Source organism: Streptomyces sp. Root1304 (assembly GCF_001426405.1).
Classification (GTDB): domain Bacteria; phylum Actinomycetota; class Actinomycetes; order Streptomycetales; family Streptomycetaceae; genus Streptomyces.
The window spans coordinates 19,785-33,072 of the sequence record NZ_LMEP01000001.1; the positions used below are offsets into that span (position 1 = coordinate 19,785).

General features: G+C 73.4%; 8 protein-coding genes. 3 read left to right on the forward strand and 5 right to left on the reverse strand.

All coding sequences use genetic code 11. The features are described from left to right. Window positions 1-28: 28 nt before the first annotated feature. The 4 genes from ASD33_RS00090 to ASD33_RS00105 form a co-directional block, all read right to left on the reverse strand. A complete protein-coding gene (locus ASD33_RS00090; protein WP_056551381.1) occupies window positions 29-838 on the reverse strand; it encodes a hypothetical protein in 810 nt (269 codons plus the stop codon). 81 nt (window positions 839-919) lie between these two features. Further along, complete coding sequence (locus ASD33_RS35660) at window positions 920-1,696, reverse strand: hypothetical protein (protein WP_056551382.1); 777 nt, start codon at window positions 1,694-1,696, stop codon at window positions 920-922. A gap of 140 nt (window positions 1,697-1,836) precedes the next feature. Further along, entirely contained in the window at window positions 1,837-5,304 is a 3,468-nt protein-coding gene (locus ASD33_RS00100) for an ATP-dependent DNA helicase (RefSeq protein ID WP_056551384.1), read from the reverse strand. Window positions 5,305-5,528: 224 nt separating this feature from the next. Further along, window positions 5,529-5,894 carry an MGMT family protein gene (locus tag ASD33_RS00105; protein WP_056551386.1) on the reverse strand — a complete coding sequence of 122 codons (366 nt, stop codon included), beginning with the start codon at window positions 5,892-5,894 and terminating at the stop codon, window positions 5,529-5,531. A gap of 186 nt (window positions 5,895-6,080) precedes the next feature. On the opposite strand from ASD33_RS00105, the gene ASD33_RS00110 reads away from it, so the two are divergent. From ASD33_RS00110 to ASD33_RS00120, 3 genes are all read left to right on the forward strand, one after another. Next, window positions 6,081-8,717, forward strand: coding sequence for a lysylphosphatidylglycerol synthase transmembrane domain-containing protein (locus ASD33_RS00110; RefSeq protein WP_242426792.1), 2,637 nt, complete (start codon window positions 6,081-6,083; stop codon window positions 8,715-8,717). A gap of 83 nt (window positions 8,718-8,800) precedes the next feature. Continuing rightward, the gene (locus ASD33_RS00115; protein WP_056551391.1) at window positions 8,801-10,372 is read left to right on the forward strand and encodes an alpha/beta hydrolase; all 1,572 of its coding nucleotides are present in this window, start codon (window positions 8,801-8,803) and stop codon (window positions 10,370-10,372) included. 74 nt (window positions 10,373-10,446) lie between these two features. Further along, window positions 10,447-12,006 carry an alpha/beta hydrolase gene (locus ASD33_RS00120; RefSeq protein WP_056551392.1) on the forward strand — a complete coding sequence of 520 codons (1,560 nt, stop codon included), beginning with the start codon at window positions 10,447-10,449 and terminating at the stop codon, window positions 12,004-12,006. A gap of 65 nt (window positions 12,007-12,071) precedes the next feature. On the opposite strand, the gene moeZ is transcribed toward ASD33_RS00120, so the two are convergent. Continuing rightward, a complete protein-coding gene (gene moeZ / locus ASD33_RS00125; RefSeq protein ID WP_056551395.1) occupies window positions 12,072-13,250 on the reverse strand; it encodes an adenylyltransferase/sulfurtransferase MoeZ in 1,179 nt (392 codons plus the stop codon). Window positions 13,251-13,288 lie beyond the last annotated feature (38 nt).

Below are 13,288 nucleotides of genomic sequence, written 5' to 3' on the forward strand. Positions count from 1 at the left end.
GCGCGGGGTCGCGCCGTACGGGACGGGGTCAGGCGGGCTGCCCCTGGTCCAGCTTCGACAGGTCCACGGTCTCCGAGGCGGGCGGGATCTCCACCTTGACGGGCTTGTCGTAGTCGGAGAGCACCAGGGCGCCGGGCTCGTCGCCGCCCTTCTTGACCATCTTCAGGATGTACGGCTTGCCCTCCTGGGAGACGGACACGCTGGTGGTCTCCCCGTCGGCCTTCTTCTTGACCAGGGTCGCGACGGGGGTGCCGTCGACCTCGGCGTCCGGGCCCCTGGTGAGGCCGCGGCGCTCGCCCTTGTCCTTGTCGAGGTCGGAGAGGAGGGCCTTCAGGTCGCAGACTCCGCCGAGGTCGGCGCTGCCCGCCTGCCCCGGGCCGATCTTCAGCCAGCGGCCCTTGACCAGCTCGATCGTGGCGTCGATCTGCGCGGGGGGCATGCCCTGGGAGGTCATGGAGGCGCGCCAGAAGGCCTCGTCGCCCTTCAGATAGGTGATTCCGCCGACCTTGCGGAGTTCGGCGGTGCCGCCCTTGATCTTCATCACGCCGGTGCACTCGTCGTGGTCGTTGACGGCGAAGTCGATGGCGAGCGGCCGGCCGTCCGCGGTGAGCCTGCCGGTCATGCGGAGGGAGGTCGCGGACCGCGTGGCGGCGACCGCCTTGTCCCCGATCTCGTCGGCGGTGAGTCCGGAGAACGGATCGGGTGACGGGGTCGTCAGCGCCGGCGCGGCGGCCGGGGCACCGGCCGTCGCCGCCCAGGCCGCCGCGGGTGCGGGACCCGCCACGACGGCGACGGCGCAGACGACGGCCGCGGCACGGAGCTTTCGGTGGGACGCCATGCGAGCCTCCTCGCGGTTTCCCCGAGCCCTGTCCACCAGGGTCGCCCCGCACGCGCGTGGCCGCTACTCCACCCGGGTGGGTCAGGAGCCGCCGAGCTTGGCCAGCTCCGCCATGTCGACGATCTGGTCGGCCGGGGGCGCGGCGACCGTGAGGGGCTTGTCGAACTCGCTGAACGTGACGGTGCCGGGCTCCTTGCCGCCGGCGCCGACGACACGGAGGACGTACGGCTTGCCCTCCTTGGCGACGTAGAAGGTGGTGGTCTCGGCGCCCTTCTTCTTGGTGAGGGTGACGGCGGCGGTGCCGTCGACGTCGGCGTCCTCGCCCCGGGTCAGCCCCGTGCGGTCGCCCTTGTTCTCCTCGTCCATCTCCTTGATCATGGTCTTGAGGTCGCAGAGCGAGCCGAGGTCGTTGTCGTCACCCTCGGACGGCATCTTCATCCAGCGGCCCTTGAGGAGCGCGGACATGGCGCCGGCCTCGTCGGCCGAGGCGCCCTCCTCGCCGCTGGAGGAGCGCCAGAAGGCGTCGTCGCCCTTCATGTACGTGAAGCCGCCGGTCCGCAGGATCTCGGCCTTGCCCTCGCCGCCCGCGCCCGAGGACATGCTGCCCTTGCAGGAGCCCTTGCTGTCGAGGGTGAAGTCGGTGGTCATGTCCTGGCCGTCGGTCTTGCCGGTGCCGTTCATGCGCAGGGACGTCGCCGTCTTGGTGGTCGCGACGGCCTTCTCGGCGATGGCATCGGCGGTGAGCCCGGCGAAGGGGTCGGCGGCGGCCTTGTCCTTGTCCTGGGAACAGCCCGTGACGCCGGCGACCAGGGCCACACAGATCGTCGCCGTCGCCCAGAGCTTCCTGTTGGCCCTCATGCCTGTACTCCTCACAGCGGTCCTTCACAACGTGTCTTCACGCCGTCCTCACGGGACGCCGCGAGAAGAGTGACCTGCGAGGAAGTGCGAAGGATGTACGGAGCGGGTACGTGATGCTCCGCACAGCGGGCGCACAGGCGTCAGTCGACGACGTGACGCCCCTCGGGGCGGGCGCTGCACGAGGCGCGGAACGAGCAGGTCGTGCAGTGCTGGCCGGTGGTGGGCGTGAACCGCTCGTCGAGGACCCGGCCGGCGGCGGTGGCGAGCAGTTCGCCGACCCACTCCCCGGTGAGGGCCTCCTGCGCCTGGACCTTCGGCAGGGCGTCGCCGCCCTCCTTCTTCGCGGCGCCCTGGCGGAGCTGGACGAGTTCGGCGCCGCCGGGTTCCGGCCGCCGGCCGTCGAAGACCTCGTCGAGGGCGCCCTCGCGGACGGCGAGCTGGTAGACGGCGAGCTGCGGGTGGTGGTCGACCTCGTCGCGGGTCGGCGCGGACTTGCCGGTCTTGAAGTCGACGACGTACGCGCGGCCCTCCGCGTCGGTCTCGACGCGGTCCATGGAGCCGCGGATGCGGACCTCGTACTCCCCCGCCGCGAGCGTCACGTCGAAGTCCTGCTCCGAGGCGGCCGGGGTGCGTCCGCCCCGGTCCATGACGTGCCAGCTCAGGAAGCGTTCCAGGGCCACGCGCGCGTGGGCCTTCTCCTGGGCCGACTTCCAGGGGGCGTCGAAGGCGAGGGCGTCCCAGACGGAGTCCAGGCGGGCCATGAGGACGTCGAGGTCGGCCGGGGTGCGGCCGGAGGCCACCTCGTCGGCGAGGACGTGGACGACGTTGCCGAAGCCCTGGGCGGCGGTGGCGGGGGCCGCCGCCTTGACCTCGCGGCCCAGGAACCACTGGAGGGAGCAGGTGGTGACCAGGTTCTCCAGGGAGCTGGGCGACAGGGCGACGGGCCGGTCGCGGTCGCGCAGCGGCGCCGCGCCCCGGGTCGGCTCGAAGAGGCCCCACCAGCGGTCCGGGTGGGCGGCGGGGACCAGGGGCTGGCCGTCCTCGTCGGTCAGCGCGGCCAGTTCCGCGAGCCGGTGGGCGGCGGCCTCGCGGAGCGCGGGCGTGGCCGCCGGGTCGACGGTGGTGGCGCGCAGCTCGGCGACCAGGGCGGAGACGGCGAGGGGGCGGCGGGGGCGGCCGGGGACGTCCTTCGGCTCGGCGCCGAACTCGGTGAGGAAGCGGGACGGCTGGTCGCCGTCCTCGGCTGCGGCCTTCACCGCGGTGACGACGAGCCGGTCACGCGCGCGCGTGGTGGCCACGTAGAAGAGCCGTCGTTCCTCGGCGAGGAGGGCGCCGGGGGTGAGGGGTTCGGCGAGGCCGTCGCGGCCGATGCGGTCGGCCTCCAGGAGGGAGCCGCGGCGGCGCAGGTCGGGCCAGAGTCCCTCCTGGACCCCGGCGACGACGACGAAGCTCCACTCCAGGCCCTTGGAGCGGTGGGCGGTCATGAGGCGGACGGCGTCCGGGCGGGTGTGCCGGCGGGTGAGGGTGTCGGCGGCGATGTCCTGGGCGTCGAGTTCCTCGAGGAAGTTGAGGACGCCCCGGCCGCCGACGCGTTCCTCGGCGCGGGCGGCGGTCTCGAAGAGGGCGCAGACGGCGTCGAGGTCACGGTCGGCGTTGCGCCCGGCGGGCCCGCCGCGGAGGGCGGCGCGCTCCAGGCGGCCGGGCCAGGGGGTGCCGCTCCAGAGCACCCAGAGGGCCTCCTCGGCGGTGCCGCCGTCGGCGAGCAGGGTGCGGGTGTCCCGGAGCAGGTCGCCGAGCCGCTTCGCACCGCGCGCGTACGCGGGGTCGTGCGCGACCAGCCGCTCGGGCTCGGCGAGGGCGCGGGCGAGGAGTACGTCGGAGGGCGGCGGGACCTTGTTGCCCGCGTCGCGCTCCTCGTCGCGGAGGGCGCGGCCCAGACGGCGGAGGTCGGCGGGGTCGACGCCGGCGAGGGGGGAGGCGAGGAGTTCGAGGGCGGTTTCGACGGGGAGCCAGGGGGCGTCGGGTGCGGGCCGGCTCGTCGCGGGCCCTGCGTCCTGCTGCTCGGCGTCCTGCCGCTCGGCGTCTTGTGCCGGCGCGTCCTGTGCCTGCGCCGCGTCCTGCCGCCCGGCCTCCTGCGCCTCCGCGTCCGGCGCCTCCGCGTCCTGGACGGGTGCCGCGCCGTCGTGGGTCGTGCCCACCCGTTCCGCCCCTGCGGATCGCCTGCCCCCCACCGCTGCCACCGCCCGCAGCGCCAGCAGCAGGGGCGCCACCGCCGGTTCGTGGCGCAACGGTGTGTCCGCCGCGTCCGTCTCCACCGGGACGCCCGCCGAGGTGAGGGCGCGGCGGAGCGACGGGAGGGCGGCGGCGGCGCGGGTGAGGACGGCCATGTCCTGCCAGGGGACGCCGTCCTCCAGGTGGGCGCGGCGCAGCAGGTCGGCGATGTTCTCGGCCTCCGCCGAGGCCGTGGGGTAGGTGTACGCCTCCGCCCGGCCGCCGTCCCGCGTCGCCGTGAGGTCCCGGTGGGCGCGGACCCGGTCGGCGGGGAGCCGGGGCATCGGCATCCGCCGGGCGAGCTCCCGGGTCGCCCCGAGGAGTCCGGCGCCCGAGCGGCGGGCGGTGCGCAGCACGCGGACGTCGGCGCCGCCGAAGGCCTCGGGGAAGTCGAGGATGCCGTTCACGTCGGCGCCCCGGAAGGCGTAGATCGACTGGTCGGGGTCGCCCAGGGCGACGACCGTGCTCCGGCCGCGGCCCGCGAGCGCGTGCAGCAGCCGGACCTGCGCCGGGTCGGTGTCCTGGTACTCGTCGACGTACACCGCGTCGTACCCGGGCAGGGTCGCCTCCCCGGCGAGCAGGACCGCCCGGTGGACCAGCTCCGTGTAGTCGAGGACGCCCTGGAGGTCGAGGACGTCGAGGTACTCCGCGAGGAAGCCCGCCGCCGCCTTCCAGTCGGGGCGGCCGACCCGGTCCGCGAAGCGGGCGAGGGCGTCCGGTTCGAGGCCCAGCTCGCGGGAGCGGGCGAGGACCGCCCGGACCTCGTCGGCAAAGCCCCGGGTGGTGAGGCAGGCGCGCAGTTCGTCGGGCCAGCGGATGCTGCCGAGGCCCTCCTTCTCCAGGTCGACGTGGCCGGCGAGCAGCTCGCGCACGGCGAGGTCCTGCTCGGGTCCGGAGAGCAGCCGGAGGGGTTCGGCGAAGAGTTCGGCGTCCTGGTGGGCGCGGACGAGGGCGTAGCAGTACGAGTGGAAGGTGGTGGCCTGCGGCGGGCGTCGGCCGCCGAGCCGGGCGGCCATGCGGTCGCGGAGCTCGACGGCGGCCTTGCGGCTGAAGGTGAGGACGAGGAGGCGCTCGGGGTCGGCGCCGCGCTCCATGCGGGCGGCGACGGCCTCGACCAGCGTCGTCGTCTTGCCGGTGCCGGGTCCGGCGAGGACGAGAAGTGGTCCGCCCGCGTGGTCAACCACTTCCCGTTGCGCTGCGTCCAGCTGAGGGGGATCCATCGGGGCCGGCGTGGTACGCACCAGTCGGTACGCGCCCGGGGTCCGCTGCCGTCCCGGACCCGGGTACGGCTGTCCCTGGTGCGGCGGCGTACGCCGGGTGGTCGAGGAGGTACTCACGTGGGTCGCCGGTCCTGGTGGGAGTGGTGGTGCGGGTGAGGCGGGCGTCGGCCGCGGCCGGCCGGCGGGCCCGGGGGCCCTCCGTCGCTCCGGGAGACGCGAACGTCGACGTTACGCGAAACGGCCCGCCGCCGAGCCGTACTCCGCGCCCCTCCGCCGCACGCCCGGGACCGTCCCGGCGGCGGGCGCGCGCCGCCCGCCAGGTGCTCCCCCGGCGGAGGTGCTCAGGTGTGAGATCCGTCCCAGCGGGCCCGCCGCATGTCGATCCTCGGTACGTGCCCCTCGGCGGCCGGGCCCGCCTCCCGCAGCGGGGTGCCCTCCTCGCGGTAGTGGCCGAGGGCCCGCAGCTCGTGCCCGGGGAGCAGGGTGCCGTCCGCGCGGACCACCCGCCACCAGGGCGCCGTCCCGCCGTACAGGGCCATGACCCGGCCCACTTGGCGGGGTCCGCCCTCGCCCAGCCATTCGGCGACGTCCCCGTAGGTCATCACCCGGCCGGGAGGGATGCCGTCGGCGACGTCGAGCACCCGTTCCGCGTACTCCGGCAGTTCTCCGGTCTCCCCCACGGGCTCCTCCATGCTCATCCGCCCCATCCTGCCTCACCCCACCGACATGGCCCTGATGCCTCCGCGCGGCGGCTCTTCGTGCCACCATCGTCCGGGCGGTGACTGGTGATACGAGATCAAGAGCGACACGTACGAGAACGAGAACAAGAACACGAGCAGGAACAACAGCGAGAACGAGAACGACACGACGCACATGCAGAGACGGACATGGTGATGGCCCCGGACACCCAGCCCCCCGAGGAGGGCAAGGCCGACGTGCCCGAGCGGGTCTCCGGCGACGAGCCGCTGCTCGCCGCCCGTGTCCACCGGCCCTCCGACCTGATGCGGCTGCTCGCCGGCCTGCTCGCGATCGGGCTCGTCATCGCCGTCGCCGCGTTCGCCCACGCGACGACCTCGGGCCTGGAGGAGGACATCAACAAGGGTGCGGTCGGCGCACCCGACGTCTTCGTCAAGATCGCCGGTCTCGTCTCCTCCATCGCCGTCCTGCTGGTCCCGGTCGCCTTCGCCATCGAGCGGCTGATCAAACGGGACGGGCTGCGGATCGCGGACGGCGTCCTCGCCGCCGTCCTCGCGCACGGCGTCACCCTCGCCACCGACCTCTGGGTCGCCCAGGCCGCGCCCGGCACCATCCAGGACGCGCTGACCCAGCCGCAGTCCGGCGGCGGGCTCACCGACCCGGTGCACAACTACCTGGCCCCGGTGATCGCGTACATGACCGCCGTCGGCATGGCCCGCAGGCCCCGCTGGCGGGTGTCGCTGTGGGCGGTGCTGCTGCTCGACGCGTTCACGATGCTGGTGGCCGGCTACACCACGGCGCTCTCGATCATCCTGACCGTGCTGATCGGCTGGACGGTGGCGTACGGCACGCTCTACGCGGTCGGCTCCCCCAACGTCCGGCCGACCGGCCAGACCCTTCTCGCCGGTCTGCGCCGGGTCGGCTTCAAACCGGTGACCGCGCTGCGCGCCGAGGGCGTCCCGGACTCCGCGGACAGCGGTGACCGGGGCCGCCGGTACATCGTGACCCTGGAGGACGGGCCGCCCCTCGACGTCACCGTCGTCGACCGGGAGCAGCAGGCGCACGGCTTCTTCTACCGGGTGTGGCGGCGGATCACCCTCCGTACGATCACCACCCGCCGCTCGATCGTCTCGCTGCGGCAGGCCCTGGAGCAGGAGGCGCTCCTCGCGTACGCGGCCATCGCCGCCGGGGCGAACGCGCCGAAGCTGATCGCCACCTCCGAGCTCGGCCCGGACGCCGTGATGCTCGTCTACGAGCACATCGGCGGCCGCAGTCTGGACTCGCTCGACGACTCCGAGATCACCGACGAGCTGGTCCGCAGCGCCTTCCGGCAGGTGCGGGCGCTGCAGTCGCGCCGTATCGCCCACCGCAGGCTGACCGGCGACGCGATCCTGGTGGATCGTTCCGGCAGGGTGATCCTCACCGATCTGCGGGGCGGCGAGATCGCGGCCGGCGACCTGATCCTGCGGATGGACGTCGCCCAGCTGCTCACCACCCTCGGCCTGCGGGTCGGGGCCGAGCGGGCGGTCGCCGCCGCCGTCGAGGTCCTGGGCCCCGACACCGTCGCCGACTGTCTGCCGCTGCTCCAGCCGATCGCGCTGAGCCGCTCCACGCGCGCGACGCTGCGGAAGCAGGCCAGGGAGCGGTCGGCACGCGAGCGCGAGGCCGTGCTCGCCGCCTCGGAGGCGGCCAAGCACGAGCGGGAGCTCACGAAGGCGGCGGCACACGGCGGTCCCGAGACCGTGCAGACGGAGACGAAGGCCGAGAAGAAGGCGGACAAGAAGGCCGAGAAGCGGGCGCTCGACACGGCCCTCGACGAGGCCCGCGAGGAGGACCTGCTCTCCCAGATCCGGCAGCAGGTGCTGCTGATCCGCCCGCAGGCGCCGGTGGAGCCGGTCCGTCTGGAGCGGATCAAGCCGCGGACCCTGGTCAGTCTGATCGCGGGCGCGGTCGCCGCGTACTTCCTGCTGTCACAGATCGCCCGTACGCCGCTGTCGACGGTCAGCCAGGCGGACTGGCGGTGGGTGGCGACCGCCGTGGTGTTCTCGGCGCTCAGCTATGTGGCGGCGGCGATGAGCCTGCTGGGCTTCGTGCCGGAGCGGGTGGGGTTCTGGCGGACGGTGGTGGCGCAGGTCGCCGGCTCGTTCGTGAAGATCGTCGCCCCGGCGGCCGTCGGCGGCGTCGCCCTGAACACCCGCTTCCTCCAGCGCGCGGGCGTGCGCCCGGGGCTCGCGGTGGCGAGCGTCGGCGCCTCGCAGCTCTTCGGACTCGGGGCGCACATCCTGCTGCTGCTGTCCTTCGGCTATCTGACGGGTACGGAGAAGTCGCAGTCCTTCACCCCGTCGAGGACGGTCATCGCGGGCCTGCTCACGGTCGCGGTCCTGGTCCTGGTCGCGACGGCGATCCCGTTCATGCGGAAGTTCGTCTCGACCCGGCTGCGGTCCCTGTTCGCCGGGGTCGTGCCGCGCATGCTGGACGTGCTCCAGCGGCCGATGAAGCTGGTCACCGGCATCGGCGGCATGCTGCTCCTGACCGCCGCGTTCGTGTTCTGCCTCGACGCCTCGATCCGGGCGTTCGGGCACGGGACCGCGACGGTCAGCTACGCGAGCGTGGCCGTCGTCTTCCTCGCGGGCAACGCGCTCGGCTCGGCGGCGCCGACGCCGGGCGGTGTCGGCGCGGTCGAGGGCGCGCTCACCCTCGGTCTGGTGGCGGTGGGGCTGCCCATCGAGGTCGCGACCCCGGCGGTGCTCCTGTACCGCCTGCTCACGCTCTGGGTCCCGGTGCTGCCGGGCTGGATCTGCTTCAACTGGCTGACGAAACGCGGAGCGCTGTAGACCGCGAAGCGCCGCAGGCCGCCCGCCACCCGCATGGACCTCCGTCCCGCGCGGGTGCGCGGGCGGCGGCACACCATGGGCCTATGCCGATCTCCGCCGCCCAGCGCGCCGCCCTCTTCACCGCCACCACCGTGCTGCTCGCCGCCGGGTGCTCGGACGGGGGAGACGACGCGGCGGACGTGCCGGCCCCGAGCGGCTCGGGCATGTCGGCGCTGACGGCGCAGAAGCTGTCCTGGGCCCCCTGCCCGGCTCCGTCGGCCGCCGAGGGGGGCGGGCCCGCGCCCTCCCCGCTGCCCGGCGGCGCGATCTGGGAGTGCTCCTTCCTGCAGGCGCCGCTGGACTGGTCGGTGCCGGAGGGCGAGACGATCGAGCTGGCCCTCATCCGGGCCCGGGCCCGCGACAAGGAGCGCCGGATCGGTTCGCTCGTCTTCAACTTCGGCGGCCCCGGCGGCTCCGGCATCACCGGTCTGCCCGGCTTCGCCACCGACTACGAGACCCTGCGCGGCCGCTACGACCTGGTGTCCTTCGACCCGCGCGGGGTGGGCCGCAGCGACCCGGTGGAGTGCGCGAGCGACAAGGAGCTCGACGCCTACTACGCCCTGGACTTCACGCCCGACGACGAGGCGGAGGAGCGGACGCTGTCGGACGCGCAGAAGAAGTACGCGACCGGCTGCGAGCGGGACGCCGGACCGGCCCTGCCGCACGTCGGCACGGAGAACGCCGCCCGGGACGTGGACCTGATGCGCCAGGTCCTCGGCGACGAGAAGCTCCACTACTTCGGCATCTCGTACGGCACCGAACTCGGCGGCGTCTACGCCCACCTGTTCCCGAAGAACGTCGGCCGGGCCGTCTTCGACGCCGTCGTCGACCCGGACGCCGGGGTCGAGGACGGCGCGCTCGGCCAGGCGAAGGGCTTCCAGCTCGCCCTGGACAACTTCGCCCGCGACTGCGTCGACCGGGGCGACGAGTGCACCCTGCCCGGTTCGACCGTCGCCGAGGTCGAGACCTTCGTGACGGACCTCCTCGCGTCCCTCGACAAGAAGCCGATCCCCGGCATCGGGGACCGGAAGCTGACCCAGACGCAGGCCACCAACGGCATCGCGCAGTCCCTGTACTCCAAGGAGTACTGGACCTATCTGGAACAGGGCCTCGACGCGGCGGACGGCGGCGACGGGGCGCTGCTGCTCTCGCTCTCGGACGCGATGAACGGACGCGGCGAGAACGGCTCGTACAGCAACATCCAGGCCGCCAACGCCGCCATCAACTGCGTGGACTTCAAGGAGCGCTACACCCTCGGCCAGGCGAAGGAGCGGCTCGGCCGGTTCCGCGAGGCTTCCCCCGTCTTCGGCGACTTCATGGGCTGGGCGCTGGCCAGTTGCGCGCAGTGGCCGGTGCCGGGGCTCTGGGAGCACCCGGACGTCTCCGCCCCGGGCTCGGCTCCGATCCTGGTCGTCGGCAACACCGGTGACCCGGCCACCCCGTACGAGGGCGCCCGCTCGATGGTGGAGGCGCTCGGCCAGGGCGTCGGCGTGGAGCTGACATACGAGGGCGAGGGCCACGGCGCCTACAACAGCGGCAACGCGTGCGTGAAGAAGGCCGTGGACGCCTACCTCCTGGACGGCAAGGTCCCCGCCTCGGGAAGCGTCTGCAAGTAGCCCCGCCCCGGGCGCCCGGCCCCGTCGGTGGGACCGCCTAGGATGACCGCCTTGCCGGGATCCTGGGGGAACACATGTCCGTACGGATACGCATGACGGTTCTGGCCGTGGCGGGGGTACTGCTCGCGGGCTGCACCAGCACGAGCGGCGGGGCCCCCGGTCCCGCCTCCACCGCGCCGACGGCCACCGGCGCCGGACCGTCGGCCACCGCAGCCGCTCCACCGCCCGCCTTCCCCGCGCTCCCCGGCGCCCTCACCGGCCAGCGCCTCGACTGGCAGCGCTGCCGTGCCGCGGAGGGCGGACAGCGGCCCGGCGCCGAGTGGCGCTGCGCCACGGTGACGGTGCCGCGCGACTACCGGAAGCCGGAGGGCGCCACCCTGCCCGTCGCGCTGATCCGCAAGCGGGCCACCGACGAACGCGGCCGCATCGGCTCGCTGCTCTTCAACTTCGGCGGCCCCGGCGCCTCCGGGGTCGACATCCTGCCGAGGGCGGCCGAGGAGTACGGGTCCCTGAACGCGCGCTACGACCTGGTCGGCTTCGACCCGCGCGGCGTGAGCCGCAGTGCGGGCGTGGTCTGCCGGACGGACGCCGAACAGGCCGCCGCCGAGGCCACCGTCGACCTCACCCCCGACTCGGGCGCCGAGGAGGCCGCGTTCCTGAAGGACAACACCGGCTTCGCCGCCGGCTGCGCCGAGCGCTCCGCCGCGCTCCTCGCGCACACCACGACCAGCGCCACCGCCCGGGACCTGGACCTGGTCCGGCAGGTCCTCGGGGACGAGAAGCTCCACTACTTCGGCATCTCGTACGGCACCCAGCTCGGCGGCACGTACGCCCACCTCTTCCCGGGGAACGTGGGCCGGCTCGTCCTCGACGCCGTCGTCGACCCGACCGCCGACACGTTCGGGCACGCCCGCCACCAGACGGTCGGCTTCCAGCGGGCCCTGGACAACTACCTGAAGAGCACCGGCGAGGACCCGAAGGCCGGGACCGAGCGGATCGCACGCCTGCTCCGGAAGCTGGACCGCGCCCCGCTGACGGTCGGAGAGCGCCGGCTCACCGAGAGCCTCGCGCTCACGGGCATCGCGGTGACCCTGTACGGGAAGGCCAACTGGCCCCTCCTGACCCAGGGCCTCAAGGAGGCCGAGGCCGGTCGCGGCGGCGCCCTGCTCGCGCTCGCCGACGCCTACAACGACCGTGACGCGAGCGGCCACTACTCCACCCAGTCGCACTCCCAGCGGGCGATCTCCTGCGCCGACTCCAGCACCCGGCCGACCGCCGCGCAGGCGAAGGCGCTGCTGTCCGAATTCCGCCGCCTCTCCCCCGTGTTCGGCGCGTTCCTCGCCTGGGACACGGCCGGCTGGTGCGCCGGATGGCCGGTCGAGGGCGAGCGGGCGACCCCGGAGGCGAGCGCCCCGGGCGCGGCCCCGGTCCTGGTCGTGGGGACGACGGGCGACCCGGCGACCCCGTACGAGGGCGCGGAGCGGATGGCGAAGGAACTCGGGGACGGCGTCGGCGTCCTGGTCACCAACCGGGGTGAGGGGCACGGCGCCTACGGCACCTCGCGGTGCGTGACGGAGAAGATCGACGCGTACTTCCTGAAGGGCACGGTCCCGAAGTACGGCACGACCTGCTGACCGCGCGCGCTCGACGAAGGGCCCGGACCTCCCCGCGGGGAGGTCCGGGCCCTTCGTCGAGTCGTCTAGTAGACCGGCTTCTCGGGCTCGATCTGGTGGACCCAGCCGATCACGCCGCCGCCGACGTGCACCGCGTCCGCGAAGCCCGCGGACTTGAGCACGGCGAGGACTTCCGCACTGCGGACACCCGTCTTGCAGTGCAGGACGATCCGCTTGTCCTGCGGGAGGTCCTGGAGGGCGGCGCCCATCAGGAACTCGTTCTTCGGGATCAGACGCGCGCCCGGGATCGAGACGATCTCGTACTCGTTCGGCTCGCGGACGTCGATGATGTCGATGTTCTCGCCCTCGTCGATCCACTCCTTGAGCTGCTTCGGAGTGATCGTGGAGCCGAGCGCCGCCTCCTGGGCCTCCTCGGACACGACGCCGCAGAAGGCCTCGTAGTCGATGAGCTCGGTGACGGTCGGGTTCTCGCCGCAGACCGCGCAGTTCGGGTCCTTGCGGACCTTGACCTGGCGGTACTGCATCTCCAGGGCGTCGTAGATCATCAGGCGGCCGACCAGCGGGTCGCCCACGCCGGCCAGGACCTTGATGGCCTCGGTGACCTGGATGGATCCGATGGACGCGCACAGCACGCCCAGGACGCCGCCCTCGGCGCAGGACGGGACCATGCCCGGCGGCGGGGGCTCCGGGTAGAGGCAGCGGTAGCAGGGACCGTACTCGGACCAGAACACGGACGCCTGGCCGTCGAAGCGGTAGATCGAACCCCAGACGTACGGCTTGTTCAGCAGCACGCAGGCGTCGTTCACCAGGTAGCGCGTGGCGAAGTTGTCCGTGCCGTCGACGATCAGGTCGTACTGGCTGAAGATGTCCATCACGTTCTCGGCCTCGAGCCGCTCTTCGTGGAGGATCACGTTCACGTACGGGTTGATGCCGAGCACGCTGTCGCGCGCCGAGGCGGCCTTGGACCGGCCGATGTCGGCCTGGCTGTGGATGATCTGGCGCTGGAGGTTCGACTCGTCGACCTCGTCGAACTCCACGATGCCGAGCGTGCCCACGCCGGCGGCGGCCAGGTACATCAGCGCCGGCGAGCCGAGGCCGCCGGCGCCGACGCACAGCACCTTCGCGTTCTTCAGCCGCTTCTGCCCGTCCATCCCGACGTCCGGGATGATCAGGTGGCGGGAGTACCTGCGGACCTCGTCTACGGTGAGCTCGGCAGCCGGCTCGACCAGGGGTGGCAGCGACACGGGGACTCCGGTTGTCGGTATGTCAGTACGGTTGTTCT

What these genes read in the sequence shown, in the direction of transcription:
- ASD33_RS00090 (WP_056551381.1), bottom strand. Translation starts at nt 838, where the DNA reads ATGGCGTCCCACCGAAAGCTCCGTGCCGCGGCCGTCGTCTGCGCCGTC.
- ASD33_RS35660 (WP_056551382.1), bottom strand. Translation starts at nt 1,696, where the DNA reads ATGAGGGCCAACAGGAAGCTCTGGGCGACGGCGACGATCTGTGTGGCC.
- ASD33_RS00105 (WP_056551386.1), bottom strand. Translation starts at nt 5,894, where the DNA reads ATGGGGCGGATGAGCATGGAGGAGCCCGTGGGGGAGACCGGAGAACTG.
- ASD33_RS00110 (WP_242426792.1), top strand. Translation starts at nt 6,081, where the DNA reads ATGGCCCCGGACACCCAGCCCCCCGAGGAGGGCAAGGCCGACGTGCCC.
- ASD33_RS00115 (WP_056551391.1), top strand. Translation starts at nt 8,801, where the DNA reads ATGCCGATCTCCGCCGCCCAGCGCGCCGCCCTCTTCACCGCCACCACC.
- ASD33_RS00120 (WP_056551392.1), top strand. Translation starts at nt 10,447, where the DNA reads ATGTCCGTACGGATACGCATGACGGTTCTGGCCGTGGCGGGGGTACTG.